This window comes from Acinetobacter sp. AOR18_HL, from assembly GCF_027855145.1.
GTDB lineage: Bacteria > Pseudomonadota > Gammaproteobacteria > Pseudomonadales > Moraxellaceae > Acinetobacter > Acinetobacter pittii.
Window position 1 is genome coordinate 1 of record NZ_JAKTIG010000051.1, and the last position, 16,955, is coordinate 16,955.

Below are 16,955 nucleotides of genomic sequence, written 5' to 3' on the forward strand. Positions count from 1 at the left end.
GTAAGCGTCCGCTGAATCCCATACCAATTTTTTAATTCGATTTAGGTTTCCAGCAGTGTGGCAGTAACTCTTCAATCTGGGTCACTTTATGTGTCGGTAGCTTTTTCAGCACATCACTTAAATAGGCATACGGATCCAAGCCATTCAGCTTTGCTGACTGGATTAAAGTCATGATATTTGCCGCTCGCTGTCCACTGCGCAGCGAACCTGCAAACAACCAGTTCTTACGGCCCAATGCCCAGGGACGCATTGAGTTCTCTGCCCAGTTATTGTCAATGGGTAGATTGCCATCATCCAGATAGCGGCTTAAGGCTGGCCAACGCTTCAGACTGTAATTGATCGCCTTGGCGGTTGGAGAACTCGATGGCACCGTCAGATCATGTTGGTTGAGCCATTCATACAGTTGTTGCCTCACCGGTTGGCTGTGCTGTTGTCGGTATTCGCGGCGGTGTTCTGCTGTACTATCGGTCTTTTTCCTGAGTTCTGCTTCTATGGCATACAGTTTCTGAATCAGCACTAATGCCTGTTCAGCGATCTGACTTTTCCCGGTCACATGCAGTTCATGAAATTTACGACGTGCATGTGCCATGCAGCCCACCTCAATGACATCGCCTGATTTAAAGCGTGCTTTATAACCACTGTAATCATCACAGACCAGATGGCCCTGCCAGCCATTCAGGAACTCTTCTGCATGCTGACCTGAACGGCTATCCTGAAAGTCATAGATCACCGCTTGAACTGGATTGTACTGTGTGGTGGCATAGGCCCAGACATAACCTTTCTTCGGTTTTTTCTCATTCTCACCCATCCGCATAATGGTGACCGGCGTTTCATCGGCATGGATCACCCGCTGTTGCAGCACCACCTGTTTTAAGGCATTGGCCAGAGGTTCCAGTTCCACACCGCAGCGACCAATCCAGTCAGATAACGTGGATCTGGACAGATCAATGCCCGCCCGCTGATAGATCAGGCGCTGACGGTACAGCGGTAAATGATCGGCATACTTCGATACCAACACATGGCTGAGCAGTTCAGGTGAAGCAATGCCTTTATCAATCACATAGGCTGGCATCGCTTGCTGAGTCAGGGTGTCGCACTGATCACAGACCCATTTGCCACGGATATGCTGTTCCTTATAGAACTGTGCCGGTCTGAAATGCAGTTTTTCACTGACATCTTCGCCGATACGCCGGAGTTGGCATCCACAAGCACATTGGGTTGATGCAGGTTCATGCTCAATACGGATGGTGTGTAGATGATCTGGCAGTGGTCGACGTTTAGGTTTATTGACTGTGGCTTTGTGTGTCACTGCATCGGTTTTATCTGCATTCAGCCGCTCCAGTTCTAGATCAACCGCGGCAATATCTTCTTCAACCGCTTCATCCCACAGATGGATTTGTTTTGCCGTTAAGTGTTCATTCTTTTGGGCGAATTTGTGCTTTTTAAACAGCGCCAGTTCATGCTCGTATTTTTGAGTGAGAATAGAAAGATGTTGAACTTTGGCATCCAATTGCTGGTTTGATTTTTCTAACTCTTGATTTGATTCTGCCAGAGACTGATGCTGCATTGCCAACTGTCTGGTGAATTCCAGCAGTTGTTCATGGGTCAGTTGGCTTAAGTCAGGCAGCGTATTCATGACCGCAGTATGCCTGAGGTCATGAGAAGAATGAAATAGAACGTTTGGAGAATAGCAGAATGGAACAGTCTGGTTTAAAGCATCGTCACCACCTGCTGTCGTCCAATGCGCTGCCAAGGTAAACCCTGGATCAGTGCCTGTAACTGTTCCGGACTTATCGCCATGCTTTCACCCTGGTGAACCTGCGCCCAGTGGAATTTTCCCTGTTCCAGCCGCCGGGCACACAGCCAGATGCCCAGTCCATCATGTACCAGCACTTTCATGCGATGGCCACGTTTATTACAGAACAGGTAAGCACAATGCGGTTTGATGTAGCCAAAGGCTCTCACCACCTGAGCCATGACAATATCCATCCCTGCTCGCATATCCAGAGGTTGGGTAGAAAGCCAGATTTCATCAATGCGGATCATGTTGCAAGTGCCTTGAGTAATTCTGCTAAAGCAGATATTTCTGATACTTGCCATTTCAAGCCAATTTCTGCTTTTGAGTGGGGTAAAGTAATTTGAACCTTTAACATGTCAGTAGGAGTAGGATCTAATGGTGCAGAGCAAGATAAGGCAATAAATGCAGGTTTATTCGGTAGTGGTGAGCGATCATTCCCTGGCTTAGCATCAATTAAGCGAATCCATTTGGATACAAGATTTGTATTCAATCCATGTTGCAAAGCGACCGAAGCAATTGAAACGTCCGGTGCTTTACAAGCCTGAACGATCTGCTGTTTAAATTCAGCACTGTATGTTCTTCGTTTTTTCGCAAGAGATGCGATGGATGTCTGGTGATTTGTAGTCATAAATTTTAGTCCCCACTTGTTTTTAAGTGTGGACTAAATTAAGGCTTATAGGATGAATTCAGAAGGTGTGTTCAGCGGACGCTTACTTTCCTGATTGGTAATCGATAAGTCTAGATAAGAAAAAAGCCTCTTTTAGAGGCTTTTTTAATTGCTAAATTTTAGATCATTGATATAGGAATAATATAATAAAACTGAAAAGAATCAGCAGCCACATGATAGATCCTATAATAATTAAAATGATTTGAGGTGTATTGAATTTTTCTTGCTCAATTGTCGTATTTAGTTGTTTTTGTGCATAGTTCAACGCTTTAAAGGCTGGGATTAAAAATATAATGCTGCAGAGCGAGATAAGCCAGTAAGGATCAGGTAAGCCAACCAGTAAAGATGTAATGAGATATCCTAGATACATCCAACCTGAAGAGAAATCATTAGTATACCCTTGTTCTTTTGCGTATTTTTTTATGTGATTAAATAGTGAATATAAAAAGAATATAGAAAAAATTGCACGAGCAGCAGGCATAATATTTAACTTATCTTTGATTAGAAAAAATCGCCATGCTTTAAACATCCACCAAATTGGGTATAAGCCAAACGAAATTAAGGATAGAAAGATAAACTTATTAACACTAATAATTTTTAAATTTTCTATATGATTTGACTGGATGGATTGTGTTTGTTTTAAATTAATATGTTCTGGGTTCATAAATTTATATTTAGAATTAAATGGTATTGATGACTTTAAGATTATTTGTAATAAATGTAAATAATTTAGGTAATTGAATAAACCACATAATCTATCTCTTAAGTTTTTCTAGGATAGATTATGCAGTGTTATTCAAATAGAAAAGCTAGGCAAACTTTGCTAGAACTTCTAAAAATGGTGCTGATTGACGCGGAAACTTAGCAATTACATCATGGATGCGTTGGCCTTCAGGGTCTTTGGCATTAATATCACGCCCATCCGCAATAAATTGCGTTAAAAGACGCTCATAGTCTGTTGGGCGCATATGTTTGAATGCATGGTAGAGCACATGAAAATCTGCATTCACACCACTTGGAGGAAGTTGGTTGAGGTAGGCAAAAACACGCTCATCGGACCATTCTTCATTGAAAGTTGCTGGCTGTGATAATGCCATGACAATCTCCTCATTTTAAAAAAGGCAAAATAACTTGCGTTATTTTGCCTTGATTCTGATTTATTGAATAGTCAGAAATAGAATTATCGTTCTTCAGGTAAATTGATATTCATTTCTAACATTTCGATATTAGCTTCAGAGCGAACTTGCATTTGGATATGCTGTTCACCTACACCGCTAACATAACGACTAACCACTTGCATGATTTCTTTTTTCATCTGATCAATTTTGTCTTGGCTTAAACGGCGGCCTAAACCTTGTTCAGAAGCAACAATAACTTTCAAACGATCTTTGGCAGTTTGAGCACTTGATGGTTTTTCTTCGCTGCTAAATAATTTACTCCAGAATCCTGCCATATCTACGCTCCAAATAGTCGTGCTAACCAGCCTTTAGGTTGAGCTGTGATGTGTCGATAAGGACGGTCTTCGCCAAGGAAGCGTGCAACCAAATCATCATACCCCTGACCAGCTTTAGTTTCTGAATACAGAATAACTGGCTTACCTTCGTTTGATGCTTGTAATACACTTGGACATTCTGGAATAACACCTAATGTCGGTACGCGTAAAATATCTTTAGAAATATCATCAATTGTCAGCATTTCCTGACGGTCAGCACGTTCCGGGTTAAAACGTGTAATACATAAATGTTTACGTATACGCCCTTCGTTGTGTTCAACTTTCTTGGTTTTGCTATCTAACATACCAATAATACGGTCAGAGTCACGTACTGAAGAGATTTCAGGGTTTGTTACAATGATTGCTTCATCTGCATGATACATGGCTAAAATCGCGCCACGCTCGATCCCAGCAGGTGAGTCACAAATGATGTAATCAAACTCTTGAGATAACTCATCAATAACTCGAGCAACACCTTCGTCGCTCAACGCATCTTTATCACGTGTTTGTGAAGCCGGTAAAATATAAAGGTTTTCGATATCTTTATCGCGAATAAGGGCTTGTTGCAGACGTGCTTCATTATTAATAACATTAACGAAATCATATACAACACGACGCTCACAACCCATAATCAAATCAAGGTTACGTAAGCCTACATCAAAATCAATCACAACAGTTTTATGACCACGAAGGGCTAAACCTGTTGCAAAAGATGCGCTCGTTGTAGTTTTACCTACACCACCTTTGCCTGATGTTACGACAACAATTTTGGCCACCGAATCCACTCCTATTATGGTCATACACCCTTAAAAGGGCTGTTTTTTGGTGATTTGCTTAATAAATTAAAGTTCTAGAGCTTCAAATTCAAGCTCTTGCTTTTCATTTAAATAAATATGTACTGGTTTTTTTACCACATGTTTAGGGATATCATCTGCGACACAATACGTTCCGGCAATGGAAACGAGCTCAGCCTCTAAAGATTGGCAAAAAATGCGTGCAGCTGCGTGCCCGCCCGCACCAGCAATGACTCTACCACGAACTGTGCCATAAATATGTATATTTCCTGAAGCGATCACCTCGGAACCACTATTCATGCCAGCCTTTAAAATAATATCGCCGTTATCTTGTACAAGGGATTGGCCTGTACGCAAAATTTCATCATGATAAGAGGTAATATGAGCGACCGCTATCTTGTTTAGTGGTTTTTTTGTTTCTGCTGAAGACGAGGCAGGAGCTGTAGCAGGTTTTTCCACAATAGCCACTTGTTCAGCTGTCGCTTTAATGCGCTGTAAGGGTTGATCTGCCGGTAAAACAGGGAATTGAATAGCGCGAGCCTCATCTCCTAAAATACCGTCGATTACCGCCATTGGTTGTAAACCCAAGCTCACCAGAAGTTGAATCAATGCAATTAACTCTTGCTCAACTGTACTGTCAATAATCACTAAAGTTCCTTGATAGGAACCTTCATTTAAAATATTTGATAATTGCTGGCGGATCACATCATAATCATTGGTATCGAAGGTTATCCTGCTAAAGTTAACCATTCTGCCGGTAATCCGTATATCAGCCATAAGTCTTCCTTCAAGGCGTTAAACGAGCTGTAATATCGTTAAGTTTATTGTAAATAGGGCAAATGCTAGAACAATTCGTGCCAATTCTCTAGCGTGATTCATAAAAAATTAAATAAATGCTTATTCTTTGATTCGATCATACTCCGCAAGGGTTTGTTGCCATTGTTTGACCTTGACTTGTTTACGTACAGACTCCAGTGTCTCGAACACGACAGATTCAACCAATTGCTCAAGCTGACGATTATTAATATTGATTTCACTTACTCTTTGAGAAATTAATTGATAAGTAGGATTTGGAGCATCTTGAGATCCCTCAATTAAAGGTTCAATTAAACCTGCACTAATATTTTCACCTAATCTTTGACCAATGCTTTGAATTTGCTGTTCAATGCGGCCACCGACTAAAGGAATTAAGCGTAATAATTGAGTTAGCTCAGGCGTATCAATAATGGCTTGATCTACAATTTTGCCCACACCTTTTGTAATGGCAGGCTTTTGTTCTTTTAAAGCGGTGGCTAAAGATTCTTGTAATAATGCGGTTAGAGCGACAGTAAATTGCTCACGATGATGATTAACCAAGTCATGAATAATCTGTTTATGGCTAGAACTGGTTTCAAGTTCATATCTAATGCCATCAATCACGGTAATTACAACGCGGTCAGATAATTCCTCCATTACGACGCGATAATAAAATAGCCCAGTTTTTCGCCAGCTTTCAGGAACAACTGGATAGCCCAACTCATGTAAGCGATAAGCAATAATCCCAGCGCGGAATAAGCGTAAAAAACGGAGCTGAGGAATAATAGCTAAAATTTCATACCAGTGAATAAACGGGAAAAAGAACCAACGCTTATGGTGCTTGTTGATGATCGCAATAGCCCAGCGTACAAGCAGCTCAATAATTAAAAAACCAATAAACCAAGCTTCTGATGTAATCACCCACGGATGTAGTGAAGTACGATAAAAGCTGAGTACTTGGGGCAAGTGAATATGTTCGAAGAACCATGCCCCAATACTGCTCATTAAAAAGAAATTAGTCGCAAGACAGAACAAGTTAAAAATGATAATAAACACCATAAAGATGTCGTAGACCAAAAACAGCTTAAATGAAAGGCTGTTTGGGTCTACATGATGGTATTTCGTTTTTTTCCCAGAACTGTTTTGCATAATAACGGGTGCTTTCTTAAATATTTGCAGTGGTATATTGAGATTTCATTTGCTCAATAAGTTGATCTTTTTCGGTCCAAATGTCATGAACCCATTGCTGGAAACGTTCACGATAAGCCGCGTCATCTTCATAGTTGCCGCCAAGTACCCAGTCTGGAATTTCAATTTTACGTAAGTTAACCGCAATTTTAGAAACATCCCCAAGCCAGAAATCGCTATATCCCGGTACGCCATCAGGATAGACGATGGTCATATCAACTAGGGCATCGATTTTGTCACCCAAGATGTTTAATGCAAGCGCCAAGCCACCTGCTTTGGGTTTTAGCAAATGCTTATAAGGGGATTTTTGCTGGTCATGTTTTTCTTGAGTAAAACGAGTACCTTCCAAATAATTTAATAGAGTGAAGGGCTGACTTAAAAGCTGCTCACAAGCTTTACGTGCTTCCATCATGTCACGGTCTTTAAGTTCAGGATTCTTAGCGATCTGTTCTTTAGTGTGACGCTTCATCATTGGGAAGCCTAAAATTTTAAATGCTTGCCCAACAAAAGGAATAAAGATGAGTTCCCATTTAGTAAAGAAACGGGTAAGGGGCATACGGGTTAAACCGAAATATTGATTTACAGTCGTGTCTACCCAACTTTGATGATTACAGGTCATGAGATAACGACCTTGCATATTCAGATCAAGTCCTTCATCAATGGTAATGTCCCATTTTAGATTGGGTAGAACATGGTCAATTAACCAATTATTTACCCCTAACCAGCTATTTGTAATTTGAATATTAGTTTCATCTATTTTTGATGATTTTTTTAAAAGCTTGGTCAGACCTAATGCAAGAACAGGAGGACCATGAAAAAAAGTACTTCCTGTAATGACTGTACCTACAGTGAGTCCACGTGTAATTTTTTTTAGCGCAGATTGTTTATTGGGTGCAGTTGACATATAAAAGACCCCGAATGTCTCAAATCCATAGAAAAGTTGTTCAACTATAACTGTCATAATATGAAATACAACGTTATCTTAGACAACAATGAAGAAATTGTGATGAGCTAGCATCTTAAAGTGCATCAAAATATTACAAAAACATAACTAAACTGTTTATTATTAACAAAATATCAATGTTTTATACTTCCTTTTTGTTTCATTATTCATTCAGACAACAAAACACACAAAGTGAGGAGGCATGCAATGCGTGCATTAGTTATTTCAACAGTGGTAGGGGCAGCAGTAGTTCTTTCTGGTTGTCAAACAACTGGTAATAATCTTGGTGGCGTTGAATACGATAAAGCCGCATTAGGTACTTTAATTGGTGCAGCAGCTGGTTATGGTATTTCTAAATCAAATGCAAACTCTAGCCGTCAAAACAACCGTGCTGCGGCAATTGGTGCAGTTCTTGGTGCTGGTGGTGGTGTATATCTTGACCAGAAAGAGAAAAAACTTCGTCAACAAATGGCGGGTACTGGTGTAGACGTTGGCCGTAACCCAGATGGTTCTGTTCAATTGATCATGCCTGGTAGCATTACTTTTGATACAAACAAATCAAACATCAAGCCAAACTTCTACGCAACTTTGAACAAAGTGGCTCAAACTTTGGCTGAAGATAACAAGAGTGCAATTCTTGTAACTGGTTATACTGATAACACTGGTAATGACTCTATCAACATTCCATTATCACAAGCACGCGCTCAATCAGTACGTAGTTATTTAGCTAGCCAAGGCGTATCTGCTAGCCGTATCGACGCGCAAGGTTATGGTTCATCTAACCCGATCGCAGATAACTCAACTGCATCTGGCCGTGAACAAAACCGCCGTGTAGAAATCAGCATTTATGCTAAACAATAAGATTTAGTTTATTGTTTCAAAAACCACCTTCGGGTGGTTTTTTTATGGGTGCAGTACAAGAAATAATCACGACATTCTGCGGCGCATAAATTGCATTATTAGACATCATTTATACATATCCGTAGATTTACTATTGGGATTCTAAAAAAGAGATGACTATAATCATGCTCGAAAAATCAAGAGGTAATACACGATGTCATCTGCCAGTCAATTGAACAACAAGCAAGAAGAAGCCATGAAATATACTCAGGGCCCTTTATTGGTGCTTGCTGGCGCTGGTTCAGGTAAAACATCGGTAATTACGCGTAAAATTGCCTATTTGGTGCAACATTGCCGTATTCCTGCGCATCGTATAACCGCGATGACCTTCACAAACAAAGCTGCACGTGAAATGAAAGAACGTGTGACCAAGCTTTTGTCGCGTGAAGAAGCAAAAGGTTTATCTGTTTCTACCTTCCATACTTTTGGTTTAAATCTTTTACGTTTAGAACTTAAAAATTTACCTTTAAAAGCTAATTTTTCGATTTTAGATGCAGACGACTGTAAACGTATTTTGATGGATTTGATGCATCGCGACAATTTATCGGGTGCAGAGAGTAAAGAATTAATTGCCAAGGCAATGAAGAAAATTTCAGATTGGAAAAACGATCTGATTTTGCCTGAACAAGCGCATTCGACTTGTGAAACACCAGAAGATGTCCAGTTTGCTCATCTTTATCAACTTTATGAACGTAATTTACGTGCCTACAATGCTGTCGATTTTGATGACTTGATTGTTATGCCAACACGCTTATTGCAAGAAAATGCAGAAGTACGTGACAAGTGGCAAAACCGTGTCCGTTATTTATTAGTCGATGAATATCAAGATACCAACACCGCGCAGTATATTTTGGTCAAACTTTTAGTTGGGGTAATGGGGCAGTTCACCGCGGTAGGTGATGATGACCAGTCAATCTACGCATGGCGTGGTGCTAAGCCCGAAAATATGGCTTTGCTTAAACAGGATTTCCCAAATCTACATATTATTAAACTTGAACAAAATTATCGTTCGACCAGCCGTATTTTAAAAGCAGCGAACTGTGTGATTCAAAATAACCCACATATTTTTGACAAGAAATTATGGAGTGATAAAGGGCATGGGGAAGTCATCCGAATCATTACATGTCGTAATGATGATGATGAAGCAGAGCGCGTGGTCAAAGACCTACTGACTCATAAACTGATGAACGGTAAGAACTGGAAAGATTATGCTGTGTTATATCGCGGAAACTTTCAGGCACGTGTGTTAGAAACCCAGCTTCGTCAAATGCAAATTCCGTATAAACTCTCTGGCGGTACATCGTTCTTCGCCCGTGCAGAAATTAAAGACGTGATGAGTTACTTACGTCTTATTATTAATCCAGAAGATGACAGTGCTTTCTTACGAATTATTAATACGCCTAAACGTGCGATTGGCCCTGTTACTCTAGAGAAACTAGGTTTGTTTTCACAAGAAAATAATTTGTCTTTACTCGGTGCTTCTGCTGACCAGCGTTTAAGCATGGTGCTTCCTAAAAAGGCAGAAACACAGCTTCATGAGTTTGCTGACTTTATCGCGACATTTACTCGTGAACTCTTAGAAGATGATGAGCCTGTGCCTAAAGTTCGTCAAATGATGAATGAAGCGGGTTATATGGATTACGTTCGAGAACAGTCAGCAACACCTGCACAAGAGAAAAGTAAACTCGATAATATCGAGAACTTATTTACCAGTATTCAAAATCTGATTAATCGTGCTGAAGATGTTGATGAAAAGAATATTGAAAGTGTCATCCGAAAACTAGTTTTGCTCGATCTGTTAGAACAGCAGCAGGAAGAAGAAGATACAGATAAAGTTAACCTTCTTACTTTGCATGCAGCAAAAGGTCTGGAATTCCCATATGTATACATTATGGGACTTGAAGAAGAACTATTGCCTCACAAAAACTCGATTGCAGCAGAAACCATTGAGGAAGAGCGCCGTCTCATGTACGTGGGAATTACACGTGCACGCCAAGGTTTAACTTTAACTCTAGCGGAACAGCGTAAAAATGGTGGACAGATGAAACAAATGACGCCTAGCCGTTTCCTTGATGAGCTTCCGCAAGATGAGCTTGAGTGGTTAGGGCGTAAAAAGAAAATTGCGGCTAATGTTGACCCTAAAGAACAGGCTCAACAATATCTGGCAAATTTAAAAGCTTTATTAAAGCGTTAATTTTTTTAATTTTTAGGAAATCCCATGAAAGTTCAAGTGAAATTGCTCGATCCGCGTTTAGGTAAAGAATGGCCTTTACCTTCATATGCAACAGCAGGTTCAGCGGGTTTAGATTTACGTGCCTGTTTAGATGAAGCAATTGATATTGAACCAGGACAAACTGTTTTAGTTAAAACAGGTATGGCAATTTATATTCATGATGTAAATTTTGCTGGTTTAATTTTACCGCGTTCAGGTTTAGGTCATAAACACGGTATCGTGCTTGGCAACTTAGTTGGTTTGATTGATTCGGATTATCAAGGTGAATTGATGGTTTCAGTTTGGAACCGTGGTCAAACCACATTCCGTTTAGAACCAGGTGAGCGTTTGGCACAATATGTTTTAGTGCCAGTCGTACAAGCTGAATTTGAGCAAGTAGAAGAGTTTGAAGAAACTTTACGTGGCGCTGGTGGCTTTGGCCATACAGGTAAACAATAAGTTTTTTTAAATATTAACGAAAATCAAACGCCTGTTGAACAGGCGTTTCTTTTTACATCTTGAATGTTACAAAGGATTATATTACAACACGCTTTACTCATATTCTTTTAACTTTTTTAGCAAACAAACCTTTCAAAAATTTTGAATAATCTATGTTTTTGCGATAGATCGAATTGATCTTTAAATAGAAGATACGCTATGAATGTAAGACACTCATTTCCAAAAAGTATTTTTCGTGCTTACGATATTAGAGGCAAACTTTCTTTCTTAACCACGGACGTTGTCCGTTCAATTGCCTACGGATTGGCACAACAATACAAACAAGCAAAACAAACTCAATTAGTAATTGGCTATGATGCCCGGCTCACAAGCCCAGCCTATGCACACTTAATTGAAGAAATTTTAATAGAACAAGGTTTAAAAGTGACCAATATTGGTTGCTGTTCATCACCAATGATGTACTACATTGCACGAGATTTTGGTGGCAATGGCATTATGGTGACAGCAAGCCATAACCCAAAATCTGATAATGGTATTAAGTGGATTTTAAAAGGCGAACCGCCGTCTCCGGAAATGATTCAGCAGGTGGGTGAAGAAGCCCAAACTTATGTACCAAGCCATTCAATTTCTGTACTTGAGTTAACCTTACCGCAATTTAAAGCTGAATTTTGCCAGCAATACCAACAAGCCATTTTTAAAGATATTCAGTTAAAACATCCTTTAAAAGTTGTTTTAGATGGTTTGCATGGTTCAGCTGGGCATTGTTCAAAACTAATCTTAGAAAAAATGGGTTGTGAAGTCATTGCTTTACGCACTAATCCAAATGGAGAGTTTCCAGATCACGCACCAGATCCATCACATGCAGCTCATTTAATTAGCTTGCGTAAAGCCGTGGTCGAGCAGCAGGCGGATATCGGCATCGCTCTTGATGGCGATGGAGACCGTGTTGTTTTAGTCGATGAAAAAGCACAGATATTGACAGCGGACCGCTTATTGTCGCTTTTTGCGCAAATGTGCCTTGAGCAGCATCCAGAGCAAGAAATTGTTTTTGATGTGAAATGTTCACGTATGGTTCAAGAGACCGTCGAGAAACTCGGCGGAAAAGCAAAAATGATCCGCACGGGAAGTAGTTTCCTAAGGGCTTATTTATCTCAATCGAATGGACGTGCCATTTTTGGTGGAGAATATGCAGGTCATTATGTGTTTAATGATGGCCGTGGTTTTGGCTACGACGATGGTTTATATGCTGCATTACGAGTAATGGAGTATTTTACCCAATCTGATGCCGCTACAATTTCTGAATTATTTGCTCCATATCCAGAAAGATGTTGTACAGAAGATACCTATATTGGTACTTATCAGTCTGATCCAAAGTATGTATTACAAGATATTGAGATTTTAAGTCATCGCTTAGGGGCACGTATTAGTAAAATTGATGGCGTACGTCTTGATTTTGATGATGGTTTTGGCATTATTCGAGCATCAAATACTGGTGAATACTTTACAGTACGATTTGATGCGGATAATCCTTTACGATTAAAGGAAATCCAGCAAAAATTTGTAGATATGTTGCAAGAACACTATCCGCAAATTGCACAAGAACTTTCAGAGGCCTAAGTAAGGAGAGGCGTAATGCCACAACATCAGCATATCGGTGTCGACAAAGCAAAAATCTTGATTGAAGCTTTGCCGTATATTCAACGCTTTACTGGTAAAACGCTGGTGGTGAAATACGGTGGCAACGCAATGACTGATCCGGAGCTTGAAAGTTCATTTGCCCGAGACATCGTTTTACTTAAAACTGTAGGATTAAATCCGATTGTTGTTCACGGTGGTGGGCCGCAAGTGGATTCATTCTTAAAGCAGTTAGGCCGTGAATCTGACCGTATTGACGGTATGCGTGTAACTGATGCTGCAACCATGGAAGTGGTTGAAATGGTGTTGGGCGGCAGTGTAAATAAATCAATCGTTAACCTGATTAATAAACACGGTGGACGTGCGATTGGTTTAACGGGTAAAGATGGTAATTTACTTCGTGCCCGCAAATTGCTTATGGAAAAGCAAGAAGAAGATGGTTCTATCAAACATATCGACTTGGGTATGGTTGGTGAAGTGACAGGCGTTAAAACAGATGTATTGGAAATGTTCACCCAAAGTGACTTTATTCCAGTTATTGCGCCATTAGGTGTAGATGAAGAAGGCAATACTTATAATATTAATGCTGATTTAGTTGCAGGCAAGGTTGCAGAAGCGTTAGGCGCTGAAAAATTAATTTTGCTCACTAATATTAGCGGTGTGCTTGATGAAAATAAAAATCTGTTAACTGGCCTTACGACACAAGAAGTTGATCGCCTCATTGAAACAGGTGTGATCTATGGCGGTATGATTCCTAAAGTAGGCTGTGCGCTTGATGCTGTTAAAGGCGGCGTTGTGAGTGCACATATTGTTGATGGTCGCGTGCCACATGCAACATTACTTGAAATCTTCACTGATCATGGTGTTGGAACGCTGATTTCTAACCGCACTAAAACAGCTTAAGAAATCCGTTATTCTCAATAAAAAGATCACCCTAGGTGGTCTTTTTTATACCATTTTGATTTGGTCATTTTTTTGTCATGAGCTTTGACTAGTGTAGGGGGTGTCACTAGGAGCGTTCATTATGCTGGAAAAATTTAATCAATATCGCCAAACCTGGACTTTACCTTTAAATCGTCATAAAGCAATAAATCAGACGCAATTTCGTTTTGAGTGGGTTGATAATTTAAAAGAATTACAAGATGTACAACGGTTTCGTGCACAACAATTTAGTCAACAATTCGGAATCAAGTTTGAAGATAACTTAGACCAAGATATTTACGATTTTGGTTGTGAACATGCGGTCTTGCGTGAAAAGTGGACTGGAGAAATTGTAGCGTATACGCGTCTAAAACTATTTCAAGGCCATGAAATAGCACAGAGTTATAGTGCACATGAGTTTGATATTGTTCCTCAATTATCCCATCTTCCAAATGTGTTAGAAATAGGCCGTACTTGTGTACATCCTCGCTTTCGTAATGGTAAAGCATTATCAATGTTATGGTTAAACCTTGCACCGAAAGTACTCTGGTCAATGCGCGCTAAATATTTAATGGGCTGTGTCAGTATTCATTTGCAAGATAATTTGGCTAGAGCGTACTACACACATCGTCAGATTCAGCAGTTACCAGAAAGCAAAACGATTGATATCCGTTCGAAAAAAATCTATGAACCTGAATATCCTGAGTTTAGCTTCCCACAAGATGAACGTATGCCAAAGCTATTCCAAATGTATCTGAGCATGCAATCAAAACTATCGAAACAGGCTTTTTTTGATGAAGAGTTTAACTGTTTGGATTATTTTGTATTTCTTGAGGTGAATAAAGTCGCGACCTCGTTTGTCATGAATAAAATGGTGCAGCGTTAATCATATTTCCTATTTTGTAATAGCCAGCACATATTGAGATTTGCAAGCACTTTTACTCTCATGCACAATAGAGCAGATGGGGTAATTAGAAGTAGTTTAAAAAGCGATATGTGCCAGCTATTAGGAATGAATTGTGCAACACCAACGGATATCACTTTTTCCTTCCGTGGTTTTTCACAGCGTGCAGGAATTACCTCAGACCATAGTGATGGATTTGGTATTGCATTTTTCGAAGATAAGGCGTGCCGTTTATTCGTTGATAACCAATCAGCAGTTGAGTCTCCAATTGCCGATCTTATTCGTAATTATCCTATTAAATCACGCAACGTGATCGCTCATATCCGCAAAGCTACTCAAGGCAAAATCACTTTAGAAAACTCTCATCCCTTTATTCGTGAGTTGTGGGGGAGACACTGGATTTTTGCTCATAATGGCGATTTACATGACTTTAATCCGCCGTTAAGTGGACGTTTCACACCAGTAGGTAATACCGATAGTGAGCGGGCATTTTGTTATTTGCTCGATCAACTCGTTGAAGTATTTGGTTATGAAGAGCCAAGTCTTGAACAAATCTTTGAAGTATTAGAAAAGATTTCTCCGCAAATTGCAGAATATGGCACATTTAATTATTGCCTATCTAATGGCAAAGCATTATTTAGTTATGCCATTACTAAATTACATTGGCTCGTTCGCGAATATCCATTTAATCATGCTCATTTAATTGACTTAGATGTCGCAGTTGATTTTAGCCAGGTAACAACACCTGACGATCGTGTGGCAGTAATAACCACTGAACCTTTAACACATAATGAAAATTGGACAGCGTACCAACCTGGTGAAATGATTTTATTTCAACATGGTCAACCAATTAAAAAGGCGATTACCTTTGTAGAAAGATTAAAGCGCGAACAGGAAAATCCTGAACTTAAACGTATTACGCGTGCAGATCAGTATTAATATAAAATACATTTAAAATATATGAATAAGGGTATTTATATATTTTTATCATTTAATAATTAAATAGTTTGTTTAAAAAATACTTTATTATTTTAGTTGGTTAATTTTAATTAAATATTTTAAAAACAATAACTTGGGTTGAATATAATTTTTATATGCTAAAGCCGACAAAATAGGTTTGTTTTTATTTATATTCTTTAAATATATCATGGAGTTTATGCAACGATCATTAATCATCATTGGGGAGATGTATGAAAATGAAATGGGCTTCAGAATATAATACGGGTATTGATGTTATTGATGAGCAACATAAACGGGCAGAGTAAAACTTGAAGTGCGACATAAACCACCTAATTAATTTAAAGGGTTTATGGAGTATATAAAATTGTCATACCATCATCTTAACTTTGAAGATCGTACTGCATTAATGCTTGAGTCAAGAAAAGAAGGCTTTTCAGCCAGAAAATTTGCTGAACTCATTAAAAGACATCCTAGTACGATCTATCGTGAGCTTAAAAGAAATAGCATCAATGACGTTTATCAAGCTCGATATGCTTCTGATAACACCTTCGCTAGACGTAGACGTGGTCACAGAAAACTCAAAATCGATTCAATCCTCTGGAAATTTATTGTTGAAGCGATCCGTTGTTTATGGTCTCCTCAGCAAATAGCAAAGCGTTTAAAGACATTTCCTGATTTGGATCAAACAATGAATGTAAGCCATACAACGATTTATTCAACGATACGAGCATTACCCAAGGGTGAGTTGAAAAAAGACTTATTATCCTGTCTGCGTCATGAAAATAAAAAGCGAAAAGCTAACGGTGAACCTAAAAAAGATTCTATATTACAGGATATTAAAACTATTCATGAGCGCCCAGCCGAAGTTCAAGAAAGAAAAATACCGGGTCATTGGGAAGCTGATTTAATTAAAGGTAAAGACAATAAAAGTTCGATAGCAACACTTATTGAACGAAATACACGGCTCTGTATCTTGGCAACATTACCTGATGCAAAGGCAGAATCAGTGCGCAAGGCTTTAACTGAAGCTCTGAAATATTTACCTGCAGAACTGCGTAAAACGTTGACCTATGACCGTGGACGCGAGATGTCAGAACATAAAATACTCGAAGAAGATTTAGGCATAGATGTATATTTCTGTGACCCACATTCACCTTGGCAAAAAGGCACATGCGAAAATATGAATGGTTTAATTAGGCAATATTTACCTAAAGGGATTGATTTAAATCAGGCAGATCAGCATTATTTAAATCAAGTTGCCATGTCACTGAATACTCGTCCTAGAAA

General features: G+C 39.3%; 18 protein-coding genes and 1 pseudogene. 9 read left to right on the forward strand and 10 right to left on the reverse strand.

Annotated features, from left to right (window positions below):
* Positions 1-31: 31 nt before the first annotated feature.
* From MKL51_RS13070 to MKL51_RS13115, 10 genes are all read right to left on the reverse strand, one after another.
* Positions 32-1,636, reverse strand: coding sequence for an IS66-like element ISAba46 family transposase (locus MKL51_RS13070; RefSeq protein ID WP_017402503.1), 1,605 nt, complete (start codon positions 1,634-1,636; stop codon positions 32-34).
* Positions 1,637-1,710: 74 nt separating this feature from the next.
* Complete coding sequence (gene tnpB, locus MKL51_RS13075; RefSeq protein WP_004832949.1) at positions 1,711-2,046, reverse strand: IS66 family insertion sequence element accessory protein TnpB; 336 nt, start codon at positions 2,044-2,046, stop codon at positions 1,711-1,713.
* Positions 2,043-2,426 carry an IS66-like element accessory protein TnpA gene (tnpA, locus tag MKL51_RS13080; protein WP_004646130.1) on the reverse strand — a complete coding sequence of 128 codons (384 nt, stop codon included), beginning with the start codon at positions 2,424-2,426 and terminating at the stop codon, positions 2,043-2,045. Before tnpA ends, tnpB begins: the two co-directional genes overlap by 4 nt.
* 163 nt (positions 2,427-2,589) lie before the next feature.
* Positions 2,590-3,129, reverse strand: coding sequence for a hypothetical protein (locus MKL51_RS13085; RefSeq protein WP_023187678.1), 540 nt, complete (start codon positions 3,127-3,129; stop codon positions 2,590-2,592).
* Between the two features lie 145 nt (positions 3,130-3,274).
* Positions 3,275-3,562, reverse strand: coding sequence for a PA4642 family protein (locus MKL51_RS13090; RefSeq protein WP_002121755.1), 288 nt, complete (start codon positions 3,560-3,562; stop codon positions 3,275-3,277).
* Positions 3,563-3,645: 83 nt separating this feature from the next.
* On the reverse strand, positions 3,646-3,918 hold the full coding sequence (minE, locus tag MKL51_RS13095; protein WP_000896934.1) for a cell division topological specificity factor MinE: 273 nt from the start codon (positions 3,916-3,918) through the stop codon (positions 3,646-3,648).
* Positions 3,919-3,920: 2 nt separating this feature from the next.
* Complete coding sequence (minD, locus tag MKL51_RS13100; RefSeq protein ID WP_002121719.1) at positions 3,921-4,733, reverse strand: septum site-determining protein MinD; 813 nt, start codon at positions 4,731-4,733, stop codon at positions 3,921-3,923.
* Between the two features lie 66 nt (positions 4,734-4,799).
* Entirely contained in the window at positions 4,800-5,528 is a 729-nt protein-coding gene (gene minC, locus MKL51_RS13105; RefSeq protein WP_270904330.1) for a septum site-determining protein MinC, read from the reverse strand.
* A gap of 120 nt (positions 5,529-5,648) precedes the next feature.
* A complete protein-coding gene (locus MKL51_RS13110) occupies positions 5,649-6,695 on the reverse strand; it encodes a hypothetical protein (protein WP_005803142.1) in 1,047 nt (348 codons plus the stop codon).
* 16 nt (positions 6,696-6,711) lie between these two features.
* Entirely contained in the window at positions 6,712-7,638 is a 927-nt protein-coding gene (locus tag MKL51_RS13115) for an acyltransferase (RefSeq protein ID WP_005803140.1), read from the reverse strand.
* A gap of 246 nt (positions 7,639-7,884) precedes the next feature.
* Between MKL51_RS13115 and MKL51_RS13120 the strand changes: the two genes are divergently transcribed.
* From MKL51_RS13120 to MKL51_RS13160, 9 genes and pseudogenes are all read left to right on the forward strand, one after another.
* Positions 7,885-8,538, forward strand: coding sequence for an OmpA family protein (locus MKL51_RS13120; protein WP_005803139.1), 654 nt, complete (start codon positions 7,885-7,887; stop codon positions 8,536-8,538).
* Between the two features lie 193 nt (positions 8,539-8,731).
* On the forward strand, positions 8,732-10,771 hold the full coding sequence (locus MKL51_RS13125) for a UvrD-helicase domain-containing protein (RefSeq protein WP_005070868.1): 2,040 nt from the start codon (positions 8,732-8,734) through the stop codon (positions 10,769-10,771).
* A gap of 24 nt (positions 10,772-10,795) precedes the next feature.
* Positions 10,796-11,248, forward strand: coding sequence for a dUTP diphosphatase (dut, locus tag MKL51_RS13130; RefSeq protein ID WP_002121799.1), 453 nt, complete (start codon positions 10,796-10,798; stop codon positions 11,246-11,248).
* A gap of 198 nt (positions 11,249-11,446) precedes the next feature.
* On the forward strand, positions 11,447-12,865 hold the full coding sequence (locus MKL51_RS13135) for a phosphomannomutase/phosphoglucomutase (protein ID WP_005803137.1): 1,419 nt from the start codon (positions 11,447-11,449) through the stop codon (positions 12,863-12,865).
* Between the two features lie 15 nt (positions 12,866-12,880).
* A complete protein-coding gene (argB, locus tag MKL51_RS13140; RefSeq protein ID WP_002121716.1) occupies positions 12,881-13,786 on the forward strand; it encodes an acetylglutamate kinase in 906 nt (301 codons plus the stop codon).
* Between the two features lie 121 nt (positions 13,787-13,907).
* On the forward strand, positions 13,908-14,690 hold the full coding sequence (locus MKL51_RS13145) for a GNAT family N-acetyltransferase (RefSeq protein WP_002121744.1): 783 nt from the start codon (positions 13,908-13,910) through the stop codon (positions 14,688-14,690).
* A 108-nt stretch (positions 14,691-14,798) separates the two neighbouring features.
* A complete protein-coding gene (locus tag MKL51_RS13150; protein WP_005803134.1) occupies positions 14,799-15,647 on the forward strand; it encodes a class II glutamine amidotransferase in 849 nt (282 codons plus the stop codon).
* A gap of 251 nt (positions 15,648-15,898) precedes the next feature.
* Positions 15,899-15,964, forward strand: a pseudogene (locus MKL51_RS13155) (bacteriohemerythrin); the annotation flags it as partial.
* 53 nt (positions 15,965-16,017) lie between these two features.
* On the forward strand, positions 16,018-16,955 hold a 938-nt coding region (locus MKL51_RS13160; protein WP_079396101.1), incomplete at its 3' end, for an IS30-like element ISAba125 family transposase.

What these genes read in the sequence shown, in the direction of transcription:
- tnpB (WP_004832949.1), bottom strand. Translation starts at nt 2,046, where the DNA reads ATGATCCGCATTGATGAAATCTGGCTTTCTACCCAACCTCTGGATATG.
- minC (WP_270904330.1), bottom strand. Translation starts at nt 5,528, where the DNA reads ATGGCTGATATACGGATTACCGGCAGAATGGTTAACTTTAGCAGGATA.
- MKL51_RS13110 (WP_005803142.1), bottom strand. Translation starts at nt 6,695, where the DNA reads ATGCAAAACAGTTCTGGGAAAAAAACGAAATACCATCATGTAGACCCA.
- MKL51_RS13150 (WP_005803134.1), top strand. Translation starts at nt 14,799, where the DNA reads ATGTGCCAGCTATTAGGAATGAATTGTGCAACACCAACGGATATCACT.
- MKL51_RS13115 (WP_005803140.1), bottom strand. Translation starts at nt 7,638, where the DNA reads ATGTCAACTGCACCCAATAAACAATCTGCGCTAAAAAAAATTACACGT.
- MKL51_RS13070 (WP_017402503.1), bottom strand. Translation starts at nt 1,636, where the DNA reads ATGAATACGCTGCCTGACTTAAGCCAACTGACCCATGAACAACTGCTG.
- MKL51_RS13145 (WP_002121744.1), top strand. Translation starts at nt 13,908, where the DNA reads ATGCTGGAAAAATTTAATCAATATCGCCAAACCTGGACTTTACCTTTA.
- MKL51_RS13125 (WP_005070868.1), top strand. Translation starts at nt 8,732, where the DNA reads ATGTCATCTGCCAGTCAATTGAACAACAAGCAAGAAGAAGCCATGAAA.
- MKL51_RS13090 (WP_002121755.1), bottom strand. Translation starts at nt 3,562, where the DNA reads ATGGCATTATCACAGCCAGCAACTTTCAATGAAGAATGGTCCGATGAG.
- MKL51_RS13085 (WP_023187678.1), bottom strand. Translation starts at nt 3,129, where the DNA reads ATGAACCCAGAACATATTAATTTAAAACAAACACAATCCATCCAGTCA.
- MKL51_RS13120 (WP_005803139.1), top strand. Translation starts at nt 7,885, where the DNA reads ATGCGTGCATTAGTTATTTCAACAGTGGTAGGGGCAGCAGTAGTTCTT.
- argB (WP_002121716.1), top strand. Translation starts at nt 12,881, where the DNA reads ATGCCACAACATCAGCATATCGGTGTCGACAAAGCAAAAATCTTGATT.
- minE (WP_000896934.1), bottom strand. Translation starts at nt 3,918, where the DNA reads ATGGCAGGATTCTGGAGTAAATTATTTAGCAGCGAAGAAAAACCATCA.
- dut (WP_002121799.1), top strand. Translation starts at nt 10,796, where the DNA reads ATGAAAGTTCAAGTGAAATTGCTCGATCCGCGTTTAGGTAAAGAATGG.
- MKL51_RS13135 (WP_005803137.1), top strand. Translation starts at nt 11,447, where the DNA reads ATGAATGTAAGACACTCATTTCCAAAAAGTATTTTTCGTGCTTACGAT.
- tnpA (WP_004646130.1), bottom strand. Translation starts at nt 2,426, where the DNA reads ATGACTACAAATCACCAGACATCCATCGCATCTCTTGCGAAAAAACGA.